The organism is Grimontia kaedaensis, assembly GCF_023746615.1.
GTDB lineage: Bacteria > Pseudomonadota > Gammaproteobacteria > Enterobacterales > Vibrionaceae > Enterovibrio > Enterovibrio kaedaensis.
Genome location: NZ_CP082275.1, coordinates 2,838,990 through 2,856,388, shown reverse-complemented (window position 1 = coordinate 2,856,388; position 17,399 = coordinate 2,838,990). Strand labels below are relative to the sequence as shown.

Genomic DNA, 17,399 nt, shown 5'->3' with positions numbered 1-17,399 from the left:
ACTTGCAGTCTCAGGTATGGACTGTTCATAATTCCGTAGAATAAACCTTCCATCAACTGTAAGGTCAAGCGTGAGTTTTAGACGGGGAGTGCGGCATGAAAATCAATGAAATTGCCAAGGCGACAGGGCTGACACCAAAGACGATTCGTTTCTACGAACAAAAAGGGATCATCAGCGAGCCTGCACGTCTGGAGAATGGTTATCGGGCCTATGGTCAAAAGCACATTAATGAGTTGCAAATGATTCGCCGTTCGCGCTTGGTGGGATTTAGCTTGGAAGAGTGCCAGACCTTGTTGGATATGTCGCGAAACCCTAACCGTCGAAGCGCGGATGTAAAGCAAAAGGCGTTGGAGAAAATCGCAGAGATAGACGACAAAATAAAAGAGCTTCAGGCCATGAAAAAGTCATTGAAATCATTGGCGAGCACCTGCCCGGGTAACGACAGCGCCTGTTGTCCAATCATCGAAGCTTTGTCCTCGGCTGATGGGAAATAAAAAAGCGCCGGAGCGCTTTTTAAAATGGGAAATCAGTAGAGTAGCGAATATAACTGTCGGCGGTAACGGCTGGCAATTTCGTTGCCTTGACCAAGCGCTGCCAGAATGTCCATCATGGTCTTCTTAGCGTCGCCAAAGTTCATGTCCTTGCGAAGAATGCCCAGCAAAAGCTCAAGCGCCTCTTCCTGACGATTAACCTGACTAAATTGGATAGCCAGTTCAAAGGCCAGATCTTTGTTGTCCGGATCTGCTTCAAATGCCGCTTGCAGCTCACGAATCTCTGGTGTGTCTGCTGCTTGTTTATGTAGTTCCACTTTGGCCATCAGCGCTTTGTATTGTGCATCTTGATCTTGCATCAATACTTTCCCGAGAAGCTCCTCTGCTTCGTCGAATTGCTGTGCTTCCACATAACACTCTGCCAGTGCCAGCTTATGAGCGCCAGTTTCACCCAGCGCGGCTTCCACAGATTTCAAAAGCGGCAGTGCCTCGGCGTGATTGCCTTCTGCAATCAACGCCAGTGCCTGTTTGAAAGTCATTTCGTCTTGGCTCGGCAGGTGACGAACCAGCATTTCACGCACGGTATCCTCAGTCTGTGGCCCGGCAATGCCGTCAACAGGCTGGCCGTTGCTGAAAAGGGCGATAGTTGGCAAAGCACGTACGCCAAACTGTGAAGCCAGCATTTGCTGTTGCTCGCAGTTGAGCAATGCCAGCGTAAATGCGCCTGCATATTCGTGCGCCAGTTTTTCCAGCGCAGGAACAATCTCGGTGCTCTCTGGACTCATTTGAGCCCAGAAGTGGATCAGGACAGGAGTTTCAACGGAGCCTTCCAGGATTTGCTGAAAGTTCTGCTCGTTAAGTTCAACAATATAATTTGGTTGCATAGTGTCGCCTGAGCGTTATAAGTTCTTTGCTGTAAAGGTGGGGGGGACAACATGAAAATTCAAGGCATTATCCGGTAAAGCGCCGATAAATATTGATTATTGCTGGATCAAATCACTGATTGGACGTTGCCTGACATGGCAACGAAAAAGGCCACCGGAATCCCGGTGGCCTTCATTCTTTTGCGCTCGTCGATGTGAAACGCTGACTTAAAACACAAGCAATATTGCCAGCGTTACACTCAAACAGAGCCAGTTCAATTGACTTAAGGACATAGTCCGGCTCCTTTTGGGGTATTTGTTCTTTTTTTGTATCCCCGTTCACGGCCTGATCCGACACGTATCACATCGAAGTGGAAGTTGGGGGCAGGTGTTTCACGGTACAGGTGAGAGATTAACGCAGGTTTATGACAGAAAGATGAATGCAAAAATAAAGTTTTGATGTCACGTTTCTTGGAGTAACCGGGCAGAAAATGCCCGGTGTGTAACTTTTTGTGAGTGGTGTCCGCATGACTTGGGGTGTTAAACGCCCTTTGCAAGAATTTTATCGAGAGCTTTTGAAGGAAGTAGGCGCTTACACCAGGCCATGTAATGTGTCGGCTTGGTCACACGATAACGGACTTTAGGATCTTCCGCGGTTAGCGCGTGGATCAATGGCGCAATGATCGACTCCGACGGCAGGGTGTATTTGTTAGTCGAGTTTTCGCTTTCCATGCGATCTTGCTGGGCGAGATAATCGCTTCTGAATCGGCTGTTTTCGATATCAATGAACCGGTAAAACGCTTCCAGTGCATTGGCGCGGAAACTTGTTTCGATTGGGCCTGGTTCGATTAAGCTGATTCTTACTGGTGTGCCTGCGAGTTCCAAACGTAGGGTATCTGTCCAACCTTCAACGGCAAATTTACTGGCGTTGTACGCCCCGCGGAATTTCAGTGCGACAAAACCCAGCACAGAGCTGTTTTGAACAATGCGGCCTTTACCGTTCGCCATCATCATAGGGATCACAGCTTGGGTTAGCGTGTGCCAGCCAAAGAAGTTGGTTTCAAACTGCTTTCTCAATGCGTCGGTGGGCAAGTCTTCCAATGCGCCAGGTTGGCCATACGCGCCATTGTTAAAAAGCCCCATCAACTTTCCGTCAGTCATTGTCCTGACTTTTTCCACTGCATTGAGAATGCTGTCGTTGTCGGCAAGGTCAAGGTGAATGCAGGTAAGCCCTTCTTCTTTCAGGCGCTCAACATCTTCTAATTTGCGGCATGACGCAATCACATCAAACCCTTGCTTTGCGAGGGCGTGGGCACAGACATAGCCGATGCCGGTCGAACATCCGGTCATCAATACTGCGTTTTTCATTCTTGTTTTATCCTTGCTCTTTGATGTGTGGCAGCATCTGTTCTGCCATGAATTGTGCAATCCAAGGCTGCGCGATGTCTTTAGGGTGCAGACCATCTGACATCATCCAGCCTTCGGTCAAAACCACCTTCTCCATGAAGAACGGAATGAGTGGAATTTGCATTTCTTTACTTAATTCCGGATAGATATCAGCAAAAGCCTTGCTGTATCTTTGACCATAGTTAGGTGGGATCTGGATCTGCATTAACATCACCTGCGCGCCATTTTCCTGGCTTAAACTGATCAATTTGGACAGGTTATTGCGTATCTGCTTAGGTGGAAATCCTCGCAGTCCATCGTTAGCACCCAGTTCAATCAGCACATAGTCAGGTGAATGCTGTTCCAGCAGGGCTGGCAGTCTGTCGAGACTGTTCCCAGAAGTATCGCCAGAAATGCTGGCATTAACGACGGAAGTGATCTTGCTGGTTTCCGTCAGCTTAGGCTCAATCAGGCTAGGCCAGCTTTTCTCTATCGCCATCTGGTAGCCAGCGCTCAGGCTATCGCCGAGTACAAGAAGCGTCTGCGCCGCGGCGCTATGACTGATAATCAAAAGACAAAAAGAAAGGATGCGAATCATGACAACTCCAGTGATCAGGGCCAGTAACGTCTCTAAAACAGTGACGACGAATGCACAGTCTCTGACCATTCTGCAGGATGTTTCCCTTCAGGTCGAGCAGGGCGAAAGTATTGCTTTAGTTGGGGTTTCCGGCGCAGGTAAATCTACTCTTATGACATTGCTTGCAGGATTAGATACACCGTCGGCCGGCGAAATTGAGCTTCTGGGCAAGCCTTTAAGCCAGCTTGATGATGATGCGAGAGCAGCCCTTCGGGCCGAGTCTATCGGTTTCGTTTTCCAAAGTTTCCTGCTGGTACCCTCCCTGACCGCGCTGGAGAATGTGCTTCTTCCTTGTACCATTCGCGGTGATGATGAAGATGAAGAAAGGGCGCTGGAGCTTCTTGCATCGGTCGGACTAAAAGGGCGTGAAACCCACTTACCTTCGCAGCTTTCTGGTGGTGAGCAACAACGCGTAGCGATTGCCCGCGCCTTTATGACCCGCCCAAATGTTCTGTTCGCAGATGAACCGACAGGTAATCTCGACCAGCACACCGCAGCAACGGTTATCGACCTGCTTTTCTCACTCAACCGTGACCACGGCACCACCCTGATCCTTGTGACTCATGACCCGGCATTGGCAGAGAAATGCCACCGTACTTTGCACCTTAACGCAGGCGAATTGGCGGGGGCAGCATGAGGAAAAGTCTTGTTTGGCGCTGGGCTTGGCGCGAATTGTTCCACGGACAACTTTGGCCTGTCGTTGCGGCATTAGCGCTGATCATAGCCTGTGTGTTTGCATTGTCTGCATTGGCAGGTCGCATTGAATCTGTTCTCACCCAACAAGGCCGTTCCATGCTGGCTGCTGATTTGGTGCTGAGAACTAATCAGCCTCTGGCACCGCAAACCCTGCAAAACTTTGACAGTATTGATGTTGAGCGTTCTGACCAAACACGTTTTGGCACCATGGCATTCAGTGACAATGAAATGCAGCTCATCAGCGTGAAAGCAGTAGAGAGCAACTACCCGCTTCGTGGTGCTTTGGAACTGGAAAGTGCGGATGCGATGCAAGACAGCGTCAAACCCGGTGAACTTTGGCTGGAAGAACGTCTGTTCACGCTACTTGATGTGGGCGTGGGCGACAAAGTTGATGTTGGTGATTTAACCCTGACAGTCAGCGGTAAAATCATTTCTGAGCCTGAGCTGTCCTTTAATCCGTTCAGCCAAATGCCAGCGGCGATGATGCACCACAGTGACGTCTCCGCAGCTGGTGTCGTCCGTCCGGGAAGCCGGGTGGGTTACCGTTACTTCTTCCGCGGTGACAGCAGTGACCTTGAAGCAGTAAAGACCGCTTATACACCGATCGACGGACAACGTTGGATCGATGAAAACACCGGGGATCGCACGGGCGATATGCTGGATAGGAGTCGCGGCTACCTCTCTTTGACTGTAGTGTTGGTCATCATTATGGCAGCGGCGACCTTACTCCTGACTTGTCAGCACTATGTGGATAGCCGTACCCAGACGCTTGCCATGGTGAAAAGCCTTGGTGCCCAGCGTAGTTGGGTGAGACGTTGGCTCGGCAGACAGCTTCTGATGCTGATGTTGATGGCAACTATGCTTGGCTTGGGATTCGGTGCAGCGCTTGAATATCTGCTGCGGTTGCCGCTGGCAGATGTGCTGCCGTCACCCTTGCCGAGCTATGGTTATCTGCCTTGGGTACTCGGCCCTACGGTGGCTTTGTTAGTGGCACTTCCTGCATTGGGTATTCCACTGATTCGATTGATTGAAGCGCCTGCCATGAGTGTGTTGCAGGAACAAAGCGCAGTGCGCGCTCGGAAGAACCCCTGGAGCTGGTTGCTAGCGGTAGTGCCCATCCTTGCGCTGGTGGCATGGTCATACGATAACCGCTTGCTTTGGTTTGTATTGGCGGCCTTAGTGGTGATGCTCAGCCTTCTGGCGGCGATTGGCGTAATGGTACTGAAAGTCGCGCAGAAACGCGTAAAACAGCCTGCATTCAAACTGGCGCTCAGTCGAATAACACGAAATCCGGCATCAAGTGGCGCGCAGCTTGGCGCGCTGGCAACGTCATTCATGCTGCTTTCGATTATCTGGTTGCTTCGTACTGATTTACTCGATGATTGGCAGCAAACCTTGCCACAAAATGCACCAAACGTGTTCGCGTTGAATATCGCGAAAAGTGAACTGGATGATTACGTCGGTAGGCTGGACGCGAACAATCTGGAACGTTCGGAAGCCTATCCGATTATCCGAGGTCGTTTGGTTGGTCTGAATGGGCAACGTTATGCTGAGCTGACGCCAGATAGGGAACAGCGGGATGAAGCGCTTCGTCGTGAGCTCAATTTCACCTGGCGCGACACCTTGCCAACCCATAATGAAGTGTTGGAAGGCTCATGGCCAAGCGATGGTGGAGTTTCAGTTGAATCTGGCATTGCAGAAAGGTTGGGACTTCGCCTTGGTGATGAGCTGACGTTTAACGTCAACAGTCAGGAATTTACGGCGGAAGTAAACTCGATTCGTGATGTGGAATGGCGCAACATGAAGCCCAATTTCTACTTCATCTTTGACCCTGCTTTAGTGGAGAACTTACCTGCAAACTGGTTGGTCAGTTTCCGACTTGAAGATAGTCAGAGCGATATCCTCAATCAGCTTGGACGTGACTACCAGACAGTGACACTGCTGGATTTGCGCACCATGAGTGGAAGAATTCAGGTGATCCTAAAACAAGTGAGCCTGTCGCTGTCAGTATTGGCGGGGTTGGCGGTAGCCAGTGGTTTATTGCTCCTGCTGACACTGCTTCGAATTACCCTTGCAGAGCGCCAGCGTGAAATCATGCTGTATCGGACGCTGGGGGCGAGTAAAAAACGTATCAACACCACGCTTTGGGCGGAATATGGCATTATGGCATTGGTGTCCGGTTGTATGGCCGTCGGCGGTGCAGAGCTTGCGATGGCTGGCCTATTGAAGTGGGGTGTTGAGCTGCCCGTTCGTTTGCACCCAGAGGTCTGGCTGAGCTTGCCGACATTGGCTGTCGGACTGGTCTTCCTGACAGTGGCCTGGATGCTTCGTGGTTTGTTAGAACCGTTGAAGCGTTGATGGTTTTAGCGACCGAAAAGAGCACGCTTCATGCGTGCTCTTTTTTCATCGTTATTGCACCAAATTCTCCAATGCAGGTTGTAGTGTTTGGTAGGAGAAGTTAAACCCGCTTTCCTGGAGGGCTGCTGGTATCACTCTTTGGCTGTCTAGCAAGAGTTGAGATGCCTCGCCCAATGCCAGCTTTATGGCTATCTCTGGAGTGAAAAGAAAGTGTGGGCGCTGAAGGGCGGCTGCCAACGCCGAGCTGAATTCTTTATTGGCTACCGGTGTCGGTGCAGTGAAGTTGAAGTCTCCTTTCAAATCTTCAATGTTGAGTAAATGCACGATACCGTTAGTCATGTCGTCGATATGAATCCATGGAAAGAACTGTTGCCCTTTTCCAATGGGACCACCGAGCCCCAACTTATAAGGCAGCAACATCTTTTTGAGTGCTCCGCCTGTTGGACTAAGAACGACACCAGTTCGAAGAATACAGACTCGCGTCGAGCCTGTTGCTGATGCGCGTCTGGCAATTTTTTCCCAGTTTGAACAAACCAGGTGAGCGAAATCCTTGGAGTCGACGATGAGTGACTCGTCGATTTCTTTGTCTCCCTGGTCGCTGTAATAGCCAACAGCAGAACCACTGATAAAGGTGTGCGGTGGAGAGTCGGATTCAAGGATTTTCTTTACGATTTGTTCTGTTATGCCCCAGCGACTGGAGCAAATAAGTCCTTTCTGTTTTTCCGACCAGCGTTTATCGACGATGGGCTCTCCTGCCAAGTTGATAATGGCGTCTATGTCATCAAAGCTATCCAGCGTATCAAGAGATTCGATGCATTGAACACGGCCAGGCAACAGTGACGCTGCTTTTTGAGCAGAACGCGTTAAAACGGTGATTTCATGGTCTTCCAGTTTATCGATGAGCGCCCGCCCGATAAGGCCAGTCCCGCCAGTGATGAGAATTTTCATAAAGCGCAATCTTCTTTCCAGAACCAAAAGTTATAGATTGAGTATGCATTCAAATGGTTAATTGATCAGCCTGATGACGATCACGATGCTGAAATTCACAAAAACCTTGTTAGCTTTATCACCCTATAGACATTGTGGATTGGTAAGTTTCTATACACTGGCTCAGGGTTGTTTGGGTATAACTCCTTACCGCAATTTTATCAATTGGCGCTTTTATCGTGCCGGACCTTTGGGTCGGGACGTTTTCTCTGGAGAGTGTGTGAAGGGACTTACCGCATTGCTGACCTCAATGCTTGGAAGCTTGAAGGATCTGCTTCCTATCATTCTTGTGATCGGCTTTTTTCAAATCATTGTTCTACAGCAGCCTTTGCCGGATTCACTCTCTATCTTGATTGGACTGGTGTTGGTCGTGATGGGGCTGACTTTCTTTGTTTTCGGTCTGGAAATGGGGTTGTTCCCCATCGGCGAATCTATGGCGCACTCACTGGCGAGAAAAGGTAGTGTTTTCTGGCTGGTGGTGTTTGCTTTCTTGCTGGGGTTTGGCACCACGATCGCCGAACCCGCTTTGACGGCAGTGGCTGCTGAAGCGGCTGAAGTTGCCGCGGAAGGCGGCATGATTGCGATGACCGAAGACGCGCAATCCTCCTATGCCAATGGACTTCGTATCACGGTCGCACTCTCAGTAGGCTTTGCCATTGTGCTTGGTGTGCTACGTATTCTTAAAGGCTGGCCCATTCATCGCATCATCATCGGTGGCTACATTCTGGTGGTGATCATGACGGCATTCGCGCCGCGCTACATCATTGGCATTGCCTATGACTCAGGTGGCGTGACGACATCGACCATCACTGTGCCTTTGGTAACGGCACTAGGTATTGGTCTTGCGACTGTGATTAAAGGACGCAACCCCATGGTGGATGGCTTTGGTCTGATAGCGTTTGCGTCGCTCTCGCCAATGATTTTCGTCATGGTGTACGGGATGGTGGCGACATGAATGTATTGTCTACGCTCATTCCGACCTTTATCGACACCTTACTCTCGACCATTCGGGATGTGATTCCGATTGTCTGCATCATTTTCGGTTTTCAGTTTGCCGTGCTGCGAAAACCGGTTGTGAATTTGAAGAAAATCATCTTTGGGTTTATCTACGTCATTCTTGGTTTATCGTTGTTCTTAATGGGGTTGGAGATGGCACTCTTCCCATTGGGTGAATCGATGGCCGTTCAGCTGACGGCACCCGCCTTCCTGTTCGGAGAGGGGGAAAGCATTCCCGAGAACTTCTCCTGGCAGCACTATTACTGGGTTTACATCTTTGCCGCAGCCATTGGTTTTAGTACCACAGTTGCTGAGCCCTCATTGATTGCTGTTGCTATCAAAGCGGAGCAGGTCTCTGGTGGGGCAATCAGTGTGAATGGTTTACGTTTCTCTGTGGCTATTGGGGTAGCGATAGGCATTTCCCTTGGCTGTTATCGCATTGTCGCGGGCGACCCGATTCATTACTACATCATTGCCGGATACGTGGTGGTGGTGATTCAAACCTTCTATGCCCCGAAATTTATTGTGCCGCTGGCTTATGACTCTGGCGGTGTGACGACGTCGACGGTGACTGTGCCTTTGGTTACCGCACTTGGCTTGGGACTGGCTTCGACGGTTCCAGGCAGAAGCCCTTTAATTGATGGTTTTGGCTTGATTGCCTTTGCCAGTCTGTTCCCGATGATCACTGTCATGGGATACGCGCAGTTAACAGAGTGGGCGGCGAAACGCGGCACCACCGAAGAAAATACGAGGGAATCATAATGCGATTCAAACTGATTGTAGCCTTCATTGAGGACTCCAAAACCGATGCGGTTTTGGACGCCGCCAGAACGGCAGGAGCCACAGGTGCGACAGTGATTAACAATGCGCGAGGGGAAGGATTAACAAAAAAGAAAACCTTCTTCGGATTAACCCTCGATGTTCAGCGGGATGTCTTATTGTTTTTGGTAGAAGAACATTTAGCTCGCTCCATTCTTGAAACGATCAATGAGGTGGGGGAGTTTGATGCGTCATCAGGGACAGGCATTGCGGTGCAGCTAGACGTAGAAGATGCCGTTGGGGTGGCGCATCAAGTGCAGGAATTGAGCAGCAAGATTGAGGATGAGTTATGAAAGTGACCAAAAGAGTCTGCGATGTTATGAAAGACGACTATGCGCTAATTGATGGGCTGACGACGGTTGCCGAAGCGATCCGCATTGCGCGTGATAAGGAAGTGAAAGCACTCATCGTGAAAAAGCGCGATGAAGACGATGAATTTGGTCTGGTATTGATGAATGACATTGCCAAAAAAGTGCTGTCACAAAATCGCTCGCCGGAGCGGGTAAACGTCTACGAAATCATGACCAAGCCCGCTCTTCATGTGGCACCGGACATGAACGTTAAATACTGTGCCCGTCTGTTTGAACGATTTGGTATCAGCCGTGCGCCAGTGATTGACGGTGGTGAAGTGCTGGGCGTGGTCAGCTACAACAGCATTGTGATGTACGGTATGCTGGCCGACTAAAATGTCAGCTGGCATACCCGTCAGAAGCGCAGGTTAATGGTCGACGTGCCCCAGATCTCGGTCTGGATCGAACACATCTCGAACGCGTTGTTTCAGCACTTTGGCTTCAGGAAAACCGCCGTCTCGCTTGCGCTCCCAAATCAATTCGCCATTGCAGTGAATTTCAAACCTGCCACCTGTGTCGGGGTGCAGGGTTAAACTATCCACTTCCTCGCTAAAGGTGGAAAGCAACTCCTGAGACATCCAGGTAGCGCGCAACATCCAGTTGCACTGGCGGCAGTAATAAATCTCGATATTGACTTTGTTCATAACACGCCCCACAAAAGCTTGATACCTACTGCAAAGGTCAGCAGCTCAAACGCAATTTTTATCATCTTGTTGCTGTATTTGTCGGCGAGGTACGCACCGAGGTAACCACCTAAAATAGAACCCACCAGGAGTGCAGGGATCCACGGCCAGTAAATCTCCGCGCCGGCAATTGCCAGTGTTGCTGCACCCAATCCGTTCCAGAATATGCCTACGCTCACCAAAGTCAGTGCGACAGCCTGCTTGTAATCGAAGCCAAACCAGCGAACCAAAAACAGTGTGACGAACAGACCTGTGCCCGCGGTGAGGGAACCGTTCAGCAAGCCGATCGCGCTGAGTCCTAAGCAACCTAGAACCATGCCCATCGTATCGCGGTGTTTGGGCTCTGCTTCCTGCCCGAGTGTTTTGCGCATCCGTGAGTAAACACCCAGCAAGATGATGAACCCACCCAGCAACCCTTCGGCTAAAGGACCCGGAACAAAAAGAATGAGATTGGCACCACCGATCACCCCGGCAGCGCCAGCCAATGTCACGTAAAGAGTGAGTTTAGGGTTGAGGTTGCCACTACGCCAATGCTTGAGCGCCGCGCCAAGCCCAAGCGCCACAGAGGCCACTTTGTGGGTTGCCAGTGCAACAGAAAAGCCGAGGCCAAGAAATAACAATAGGGGAAGTTGCAAAAGCCCTGCACCGCCGCCAGCCAAAGAGGCGAGGGTATTGGCAATCAAGGAGCCAATGAAAAGGCCAATGGTAGAGAGAAAGTCCATGTTCGCTCAAAGTCATCCGTTGTGGAAACGCAGTGTATCAGGTTGTCCGAGACAGAAAAAAGCCCGTGATGAACACGGGCTTGATGGGGGAGCAATTTTTACTCGAACTAACGGCGATTACCAGCCTTTGACTGCGCCGCCATCAAAGATTTCAGATGCTGCGTTGTACACTTCGTCAGTCTGGTAAGACTGTACGAACTGCTGAACGTTTTGCGCAGTCACGTTGTTCGCACGGGCAACAATCAGGTTCACGTATGGAGACTCTTTGTCTTCCACGAAGATGCCGTCTTTCTCTGGTGACAGGTTGATTTCGCTAGCGAAGGTGGTGTTGATGATTGCCAGTGAAACATCTTCCAGAGAGCGTGGCAGTTGAGCAGCTTCCAGTTCTACGATTTTCAGGTTTTTAGGGTTCGCCGTGATATCCAGAACCGTTGCTTTCAGGCCCGCTTCGTCTTTCACTTCAATCAGACCTTGTTGCTCAAGCAGCAGCAGTGAGCGGCCAAGGTTGGTTGGGTCGTTTGGTACAGCGATCTGCGCGCCGTTTTCCAATTGCTCAACGGAAGTCACTTTGGTTGAGTAACCCGCGATTGGGTAAACCAGGGTGTTACCGGCGATTTCGAACTTGTAACCGCGGTCAGAAATTTGCTGGTCGAGGTATGGCTTGTGCTGGAATGCGTTTGCATCGATAGAGCCTTCATCCAGCGCGGCGTTTGGCGTGACGTAGTCAGAGAAAGTCACCAGTTCAACATCCAGGCCGTATTTCTCTTTCGCTACTTTTGCTGCGACTTCTGCTACTTGCTCTTCAGCACCGGCGATAACACCGATTTTTACTTTCGTCAGATCAACAGTCTCTTCCTGACCACAACCGGTCAGAACCAGAGTAGAAGCAAGGCCAACAGCTGCAGCAATTTTCTTGAGTGTAAAAGTCATTATGTATCTCCCTAAAAATAGAATTTCCATTTATCCGGATGATGTCACCATCCGTTTTTTTATCTGTGATCAACCCGCTTCACGAAATAGTCGCCGGCTGACTGAATCATTTGTACCAATATCACCAGCATCACCACGGTGATCAACATGACGGTACCGTCAAATCGTTGGTAGCCGTATCGGATACCCACATCACCCAGTCCGCCGCCGCCAACGGCACCTGCCATGGCGGAGTAGCTCACCAGCGTTACTAAGGTAATGGTTGCGCCGTTCAATATGCCCGGCAGCGCTTCTGGCAGTAGGACTTTGCGGATAATTTGTAGTGGTGTTGCGCCCATCGCCTGAGCCGCCTCGACCAAGCCTGACGGCACTTCCAGCAATGCACCTTCAACCAGACGGGCGATAAACGGAATCGCACCGACAGTGAGGGGAACAATCGCTGCACCTGTACCGATGGACGTTCCCATGATGAAGCGAGTGAATGGGATGATGGCTACCAGCAAAATGATGAAGGGGATTGAGCGGCCAATATTGACGATGATGCCAATGGATTTATTCAGTGCCGCGTTTTCCAACAGGCCGCGGGGCTTGGTGAGGTGCAGTAACACACCTAAAGGAATACCAAACAGGAAACCAATCGCACCGGAGACAAAGACCATGGTCAGGGTCTGGCCCAAAGCATCAATCAACAGGCCAACAAGGCGTTCGTTTTCAGCAAACCAGCTTGAAACAGCTGCGATATTAAGCGACATAGCCCAGCACCTCGATGTTGATGTTGTGATCTTTTAGGTAAGTCAACGCGTGGTTGACGTTCTCTTCGTCGCCAAAGAATTCAGCCAGCATAAGGCCAAATTTCACGCCGCCTGCATAGTCCATGTCAGAACTCAGGATGCTGATGTCGATATTGAACTTTCGCGATACCTGGCTGATAAGCGGGGCATCGACACTGGCGCCAGTAAACTCAAGGCGAACCAGTGGCGGTAAATGACCATCACTCTGAGGTTGCAGTCGCTCCTCGTAATCCTGTGGAATGGAAAGATCCAGCGTTGCACGGATAAAGGTGCGCGCCAGCTCTGTTTTAGGATGAGCGAAGATATTACCTACTGGGCCTTTTTCTACCAACTCACCACCACCAATGATCGCCACTTCGTGACAGATGCGCTTCACTACGTCCATTTCGTGGGTGATCAACAAAATGGTCAAACCCAGCTTCTGGTTAATGGTCTGCAATAGGTTCAGGATGGAGTGGGTCGTCGCCGGATCCAATGCGCTGGTGGCTTCGTCACACAGTAGAACTTTTGGATCGCTCGCCAACGCGCGCGCAATAGCCACGCGCTGCTTTTGACCGCCGCTGAGGTTAGAGGGATAGCTCTGGTGTTTATCATTTAGGCCGACCAAATCCAGCAGCTCAGTCACTTTGTGTTGAATATGTTGTTTGTCTTTACCTGCTAATTCCAGAGGAAGTGCCACATTGTCAAAGACAGTGCGTGAGGAAAGAAGGTTAAAGTGCTGGAAAATCATGCCGATTTTCTGGCGTTCGCGGGTCAGTTCTGATTGAGACAGAGCGGTGAGCTCAACGCCGTCGACGACGACTTTCCCGGAGGTTGGGCGTTCCAGGAGGTTGACGATGCGGATCAGTGTACTTTTACCGGCACCTGATGCACCAATAACACCAAAAATTCTGCCCTGAGGAATCTGGAGGTCAATATCGCGCAGGGCATGAATCGTGAGATCACCCTGTTTGAACTCCTTGTTAACCTGTTTTATTTCGATCATAGGCCTTCCTGGACAAAAATCGTGTTAATAAAAGGTGAGAAAGATAGCGATTTTTATGGGGTTTTTGTGGCTATCTGGTGTTTGATGCTATTTATTGTCTCAAAATAAGTCAATAGATATTTTTACGGCTAGACGTCTAAACGTGTATTTAACGGCTTAGCGATTGATAAGGGATTTGAGAGTGGCTTGAGCTGCTAGGAATACCCAATCTTTGCGGGCGTGTAACCTGTTTTTTAACATACCTCACATCAATCGCTCCCTTTTTGTACTGGCTCACTGCATCAATACACCTAGTGATATATATTGCGTCGTTTGTATTCACAGACGGGATGGGTATGTGAGGGCGTCATTTAAACGAATGATGTTGTTGGCAAGCGCCTTAAGTTGGGTGCTGGTCTCACTGATGCCTGTGATAAATGCCCATGGCAGCAATGCTGGCGTCTGGGAAACACTCTGTACTGTTAATGGCTTTAAGCTGGTTCAGGTTGAAGGGGAAGAAACCAGCGGTGAAGGAAAGCACCATGGAAAGCCTTGTCCGTTCAGCCATCTCTCTTTTAGTCATCACCTTACACTCACCACGACAGACACGCATACTCACGTCAAGTTCGTGGGGAATCAGCATTACTCTTTATTGGCTCAAAGGGTAAGGTTTGAATCTCCCATAGCCCGTGCCCCACCTTTCTCACTCTCATGATCTCCGAGCTCACATACAGCTGGAGTGTTCTAGAACAAAAATAAATAGGGCGCTAAGCCCACTGAGTAAAGTCATCTATAAAAATGCACTGCGTGTTTTGCGGTGTGTTTGCTTATGAGAAAGGAAAACTAACCATGGTTAGTGAGAGCAAAACAGCGGCTGCGCCTGCCCAAAAAGCGCGATATTTCACTGCTTGGCGATGGCACTTCTATGCCGGACTTTTCGTTATTCCCTTTATGTTGATGCTGAGCGTTACTGGTCTTGTCATGCTGTTTGATGATGAGATTGAATCAGCCCGCTATGGAGATTTGCTAGCGGTTCAGGCCAGCGGTCAAGTGATGCAACCTTCTGAACAGCTCAATGCGGTTAATCAGGCCTTTCCAGAAGCAACGGTGACGCAATTTATTCCAGCGCGCACGGCAGACACTGTCAGCCGTTTTTCCATTCAATTGCCAAGCCGTGAAACCCGTTTTGCCTTAGTGAACCCGTATACAGCAGAAGTCACGGGGACAATCGACCGCAGCGATAGTTGGTATGAGCTGGCGAACGATATCCATGGCACTTTGTTGATTGGCGATTTAGGTGACCGGCTGATTGAGACGGCAGCGAGTTTTATGATTCTGCTTCTGGTGTCAGGGATTTACCTCTGGTGGCCGAAAGACGCGGCAAGCCGAGCCGGTTTTCTTAAGATTCGAACCGACAGCGGTTCCCGCATTTTCATGCGGGACTTGCATGCCAATCTAGGTGGCGTGTTCTCTGTAGTATTACTGCTGTTTGTATTGTCTGGTCTTGCCTGGGCAGGTATCTGGGGCGGAAAAATTGTTCAGCCTTGGGGAAGCTTCCCAGCGGAACGTTCTAAGAACGCGCCAGAATCAGTGATTACCCACAAGATGCTTAATCATGGCTCTGAAGAGGAAATGCCTTGGAATCTTGAGCAAACGCCGGTACCAACCTCCCATCACGGTGGCCATGGCGCATCTGAACCAAGTGTGGAACGTAAGTACTCTGCGGCGGTGAGCATCGACCAAGTTGTAATCAAGGCAAAGGAAGTGGGTTTTACCCACTATAAGATGAAGTTTCCGAAGTCTGATACTGGGGTTTACACCTTGTCGGCTAACACCATGAGTGGGGATATTACCGACCCAACGCAAGACAGGACCATGCATATAGACCAATACAGTGGTGAAGTGCTGGCAGATATTACCTTTGCAGACTACAACTGGATGGCAAAAGCGATGGCAGCAGGTATTGCGTTACATCAGGGGGATATCAGCATCATCAATAAAGTGCTGAATGTATTTTTCTGTCTTGTCTTTATCGCTATATCTATCACAGGTGGTGTCATGTGGTGGAAGCGTCGTCCGAACGGTTCACGCAAACTGGGTGCGCCACCCGTTGCGGCAGGAAATGGTTTTTGGGTGGTCGGAGCGACAACCCTGATTGCGATCTGTCTGTTGTTTCCGCTCGCTGGCTTGTCAGTGGTTGCAATTTTATGCATCGATTGGCTTATCTTCCGACGTGTGCAGAGTTTGAAACAAGCTTTCAGTTAACAAAATTGAGCCCCTGAGAATAGGGGCTTTTTAGTGCATTTTAAACAAGGTGAAATCCCCAGAAACAGTAAGTGCTAGCAGGCAATTAGGAGGCTACATAGGGAGTTATCTATCAGAAGGTTAAATAAAACCTGATCATTGTTTGACCGACTTCAAACTACCTTGTGATGAAGCTACTTGCCTAGGCGCATAATGAGTAAAGTTATTGCAACATCTTATTAACTGCATAGTTAGTGAGATTGCCACGGATTGAACAGGCAGCCTGCACCTATCTTTTGCAACTTTCCGCGTTGCCTGTTGTTACCGCCATTTCGAGCAAGGAGACTGAAATCATGTTGAAACGTCGTTCGTTCCTCGCCACCGCCGCAGTAGCACTCAGTGTGTTCATGGCCGGCTGTGGTGAGCAAAAGCAGGAAGCGGCAGCTGAAGCTGCACCCGCTGCGCAAGAAAAAGTAACCTGGAAAATGGTCACCACCTGGCCGAAGAACTTCCCTGGTTTGGGAACGGGCGCAAACAACCTTGCAGAGCTGATCACTGAAATGAGTGACGGTCGCCTGGAAGTGAAAGTGTACGGTGCCGGCGAACTGGTGGGTGCACTGGATGTGTTTGATGCAGTATCTCGTGGTACTGCCGAAATGGGTCATGGCGCTGGCTACTACTGGAAAGGTAAAGCACCAGCAGGCCAGTTTTTTGCAGCAGTCCCTTTTGGTCTGACGGCGCAGGAAATGAACGGCTGGATCTACAATGGCGGCGGCCTGGAACTCTGGGCGGAAGCTTATGAACCGTTTGGTGTCATCCCAATGCCAGCGGGTAACACTGGTGTGCAAATGGGCGGTTGGTTCAACAAAGAAATCAATCAAATCACTGACCTTGAGGGTCTGAAAATGCGCATCCCTGGTCTGGGTGGTGAAGTGCTGAAGCGTGTAGGCGGTACGCCTGTACTGCTGCCGGGCGGCGAAATCTTCCCATCTCTGCAATCTGGCGCGATTGATGCGACTGAGTGGGTAGGTCCATACAACGATTTGGCATTTGGTTTGCACAAAGCGGCGAAATACTACTACTACCCTGGGTGGCACGAGCCAGGTACAACGCTAGAAGCGCTGATCAACAAGCAAGCATTTGAGAAGCTGCCTAAAGATCTGCAATCTATCGTTCTGGCGGCAACACGTGTAGCGAATGCCGACATGCTGGCTGAATTCACTGCGCGCAACAACGCAGCGCTGGAAAGCTTGGTGAACGAGCACAAAGTAGAGCTTCGTCCTTACCCACAAGAAGTACTGACTCAACTGCAAGCAGTAGCTGATGAAGTGGTTGCTGAGCAGGCAGAAGTGGATGAAATCAGTAAGAAGGTTTACGACTCTTACAAATCATTCCGAGATCAGGCAATTGACTGGCATGCCATTTCTGAGCAAGCCATGCTGAACGCCCGTAATCCGCAATAATGTTGAACAGGCAGCGCCC

Annotated in this window: 18 protein-coding genes and 1 pseudogene; 10 read left to right on the top strand and 9 right to left on the bottom strand. The window is 50.0% G+C overall.

The window, feature by feature from the left end:
- The first annotated feature begins 95 nt into the window (after positions 1-95).
- The gene (cueR, locus tag K6Q96_RS12930) at positions 96-494 is read left to right on the top strand and encodes a Cu(I)-responsive transcriptional regulator (RefSeq protein WP_002541295.1); all 399 of its coding nucleotides are present in this window, start codon (positions 96-98) and stop codon (positions 492-494) included.
- A gap of 32 nt (positions 495-526) precedes the next feature.
- Here cueR and K6Q96_RS12925 read toward each other — a convergent pair whose 3' ends face one another.
- The 3 genes from K6Q96_RS12925 to tesA form a co-directional block, all read right to left on the bottom strand.
- Positions 527-1,375 (bottom strand): thioredoxin family protein, encoded by an 849-nt coding sequence (locus K6Q96_RS12925; protein ID WP_046307247.1) that lies wholly within the window; start codon positions 1,373-1,375, stop codon positions 527-529.
- A 519-nt stretch (positions 1,376-1,894) separates the two neighbouring features.
- Complete coding sequence (locus K6Q96_RS12920) at positions 1,895-2,722, bottom strand: SDR family oxidoreductase (protein ID WP_251876272.1); 828 nt, start codon at positions 2,720-2,722, stop codon at positions 1,895-1,897.
- A gap of 7 nt (positions 2,723-2,729) precedes the next feature.
- Entirely contained in the window at positions 2,730-3,338 is a 609-nt protein-coding gene (gene tesA / locus K6Q96_RS12915; protein WP_251876271.1) for a multifunctional acyl-CoA thioesterase I/protease I/lysophospholipase L1, read from the bottom strand.
- 100 nt (positions 3,339-3,438) lie between these two features.
- Here tesA and K6Q96_RS12910 point away from each other — a divergent pair.
- Positions 3,439-4,014: pseudogene (locus tag K6Q96_RS12910) on the top strand (ABC transporter ATP-binding protein); the annotation flags it as partial.
- Positions 4,011-6,431: an ABC transporter permease gene (locus tag K6Q96_RS12905; RefSeq protein WP_251876270.1), complete on the top strand. Its 2,421-nt coding sequence runs from the start codon at positions 4,011-4,013 to the stop codon at positions 6,429-6,431. The pseudogene K6Q96_RS12910 and the gene K6Q96_RS12905, both read left to right, overlap by 4 nt.
- Before the next feature lie 51 nt (positions 6,432-6,482).
- On the opposite strand, the gene K6Q96_RS12900 is transcribed toward K6Q96_RS12905, so the two are convergent.
- Positions 6,483-7,379, bottom strand: coding sequence for a TIGR01777 family oxidoreductase (locus K6Q96_RS12900; protein WP_251876268.1), 897 nt, complete (start codon positions 7,377-7,379; stop codon positions 6,483-6,485).
- Between the two features lie 259 nt (positions 7,380-7,638).
- On the opposite strand from K6Q96_RS12900, the gene K6Q96_RS12895 reads away from it, so the two are divergent.
- Genes K6Q96_RS12895 through K6Q96_RS12880 form a run of 4 tightly spaced genes read left to right on the top strand, consistent with a single transcriptional unit; the run spans position 7,639 to position 9,918 of the window.
- Positions 7,639-8,373 carry a DUF1538 domain-containing protein gene (locus K6Q96_RS12895; protein ID WP_251876267.1) on the top strand — a complete coding sequence of 245 codons (735 nt, stop codon included), beginning with the start codon at positions 7,639-7,641 and terminating at the stop codon, positions 8,371-8,373.
- A complete protein-coding gene (locus tag K6Q96_RS12890) occupies positions 8,370-9,176 on the top strand; it encodes a DUF1538 domain-containing protein (protein WP_251876266.1) in 807 nt (268 codons plus the stop codon). The genes K6Q96_RS12895 and K6Q96_RS12890 overlap by 4 nt, the downstream gene beginning before the upstream one ends.
- Positions 9,176-9,526 carry a P-II family nitrogen regulator gene (locus tag K6Q96_RS12885; protein WP_002541305.1) on the top strand — a complete coding sequence of 117 codons (351 nt, stop codon included), beginning with the start codon at positions 9,176-9,178 and terminating at the stop codon, positions 9,524-9,526. Before K6Q96_RS12890 ends, K6Q96_RS12885 begins: the two co-directional genes overlap by 1 nt.
- On the top strand, positions 9,523-9,918 hold the full coding sequence (locus K6Q96_RS12880) for a CBS domain-containing protein (RefSeq protein ID WP_039850410.1): 396 nt from the start codon (positions 9,523-9,525) through the stop codon (positions 9,916-9,918). Before K6Q96_RS12885 ends, K6Q96_RS12880 begins: the two co-directional genes overlap by 4 nt.
- A gap of 33 nt (positions 9,919-9,951) precedes the next feature.
- Here K6Q96_RS12880 and K6Q96_RS12875 read toward each other — a convergent pair whose 3' ends face one another.
- The 5 genes from K6Q96_RS12875 to metN form a co-directional block, all read right to left on the bottom strand.
- Positions 9,952-10,227 carry an Rdx family protein gene (locus tag K6Q96_RS12875; protein ID WP_251876265.1) on the bottom strand — a complete coding sequence of 92 codons (276 nt, stop codon included), beginning with the start codon at positions 10,225-10,227 and terminating at the stop codon, positions 9,952-9,954.
- Positions 10,224-10,988 carry a sulfite exporter TauE/SafE family protein gene (locus K6Q96_RS12870; RefSeq protein WP_251876264.1) on the bottom strand — a complete coding sequence of 255 codons (765 nt, stop codon included), beginning with the start codon at positions 10,986-10,988 and terminating at the stop codon, positions 10,224-10,226. Before K6Q96_RS12870 ends, K6Q96_RS12875 begins: the two co-directional genes overlap by 4 nt.
- 117 nt (positions 10,989-11,105) lie before the next feature.
- Complete coding sequence (locus K6Q96_RS12865) at positions 11,106-11,918, bottom strand: MetQ/NlpA family lipoprotein (RefSeq protein ID WP_251876263.1); 813 nt, start codon at positions 11,916-11,918, stop codon at positions 11,106-11,108.
- A 59-nt stretch (positions 11,919-11,977) separates the two neighbouring features.
- Positions 11,978-12,670 (bottom strand): methionine ABC transporter permease, encoded by a 693-nt coding sequence (locus K6Q96_RS12860; protein ID WP_251876262.1) that lies wholly within the window; start codon positions 12,668-12,670, stop codon positions 11,978-11,980.
- Entirely contained in the window at positions 12,660-13,694 is a 1,035-nt protein-coding gene (gene metN, locus K6Q96_RS12855; protein WP_251876261.1) for a methionine ABC transporter ATP-binding protein MetN, read from the bottom strand. The genes K6Q96_RS12860 and metN overlap by 11 nt, the downstream gene beginning before the upstream one ends.
- Positions 13,695-14,052: 358 nt before the next feature.
- Between metN and K6Q96_RS12850 the strand changes: the two genes are divergently transcribed.
- The 3 genes from K6Q96_RS12850 to K6Q96_RS12840 all read left to right on the top strand — a co-directional run bounded on the left by K6Q96_RS12850 (position 14,053) and on the right by K6Q96_RS12840 (position 17,380).
- A complete protein-coding gene (locus K6Q96_RS12850; RefSeq protein ID WP_251876260.1) occupies positions 14,053-14,388 on the top strand; it encodes a hypothetical protein in 336 nt (111 codons plus the stop codon).
- 134 nt (positions 14,389-14,522) lie between these two features.
- Positions 14,523-15,938, top strand: a complete 1,416-nt coding sequence (locus tag K6Q96_RS12845; RefSeq protein WP_251876259.1) for a PepSY-associated TM helix domain-containing protein — start codon at positions 14,523-14,525, stop codon at positions 15,936-15,938.
- A gap of 332 nt (positions 15,939-16,270) precedes the next feature.
- Positions 16,271-17,380, top strand: coding sequence for a TRAP transporter substrate-binding protein (locus K6Q96_RS12840; RefSeq protein WP_251876257.1), 1,110 nt, complete (start codon positions 16,271-16,273; stop codon positions 17,378-17,380).
- Positions 17,381-17,399: the final 19 nt, after the last annotated feature.

Excerpts from the sequence above, each read along its gene's own strand:
- K6Q96_RS12870 (WP_251876264.1), bottom strand. The coding sequence starts at position 10,988 with ATGGACTTTCTCTCTACCATTGGCCTTTTCATTGGCTCCTTGATTGCC.
- K6Q96_RS12905 (WP_251876270.1), top strand. The coding sequence starts at position 4,011 with ATGAGGAAAAGTCTTGTTTGGCGCTGGGCTTGGCGCGAATTGTTCCAC.
- K6Q96_RS12875 (WP_251876265.1), bottom strand. The coding sequence starts at position 10,227 with ATGAACAAAGTCAATATCGAGATTTATTACTGCCGCCAGTGCAACTGG.
- K6Q96_RS12860 (WP_251876262.1), bottom strand. The coding sequence starts at position 12,670 with ATGTCGCTTAATATCGCAGCTGTTTCAAGCTGGTTTGCTGAAAACGAA.
- K6Q96_RS12925 (WP_046307247.1), bottom strand. The coding sequence starts at position 1,375 with ATGCAACCAAATTATATTGTTGAACTTAACGAGCAGAACTTTCAGCAA.
- K6Q96_RS12880 (WP_039850410.1), top strand. The coding sequence starts at position 9,523 with ATGAAAGTGACCAAAAGAGTCTGCGATGTTATGAAAGACGACTATGCG.
- cueR (WP_002541295.1), top strand. The coding sequence starts at position 96 with ATGAAAATCAATGAAATTGCCAAGGCGACAGGGCTGACACCAAAGACG.
- K6Q96_RS12890 (WP_251876266.1), top strand. The coding sequence starts at position 8,370 with ATGAATGTATTGTCTACGCTCATTCCGACCTTTATCGACACCTTACTC.
- K6Q96_RS12840 (WP_251876257.1), top strand. The coding sequence starts at position 16,271 with ATGTTGAAACGTCGTTCGTTCCTCGCCACCGCCGCAGTAGCACTCAGT.
- K6Q96_RS12865 (WP_251876263.1), bottom strand. The coding sequence starts at position 11,918 with ATGACTTTTACACTCAAGAAAATTGCTGCAGCTGTTGGCCTTGCTTCT.
- K6Q96_RS12885 (WP_002541305.1), top strand. The coding sequence starts at position 9,176 with ATGCGATTCAAACTGATTGTAGCCTTCATTGAGGACTCCAAAACCGAT.
- tesA (WP_251876271.1), bottom strand. The coding sequence starts at position 3,338 with ATGATTCGCATCCTTTCTTTTTGTCTTTTGATTATCAGTCATAGCGCC.
- K6Q96_RS12845 (WP_251876259.1), top strand. The coding sequence starts at position 14,523 with ATGGTTAGTGAGAGCAAAACAGCGGCTGCGCCTGCCCAAAAAGCGCGA.
- K6Q96_RS12900 (WP_251876268.1), bottom strand. The coding sequence starts at position 7,379 with ATGAAAATTCTCATCACTGGCGGGACTGGCCTTATCGGGCGGGCGCTC.
- K6Q96_RS12850 (WP_251876260.1), top strand. The coding sequence starts at position 14,053 with ATGATGTTGTTGGCAAGCGCCTTAAGTTGGGTGCTGGTCTCACTGATG.
- metN (WP_251876261.1), bottom strand. The coding sequence starts at position 13,694 with ATGATCGAAATAAAACAGGTTAACAAGGAGTTCAAACAGGGTGATCTC.
- K6Q96_RS12920 (WP_251876272.1), bottom strand. The coding sequence starts at position 2,722 with ATGAAAAACGCAGTATTGATGACCGGATGTTCGACCGGCATCGGCTAT.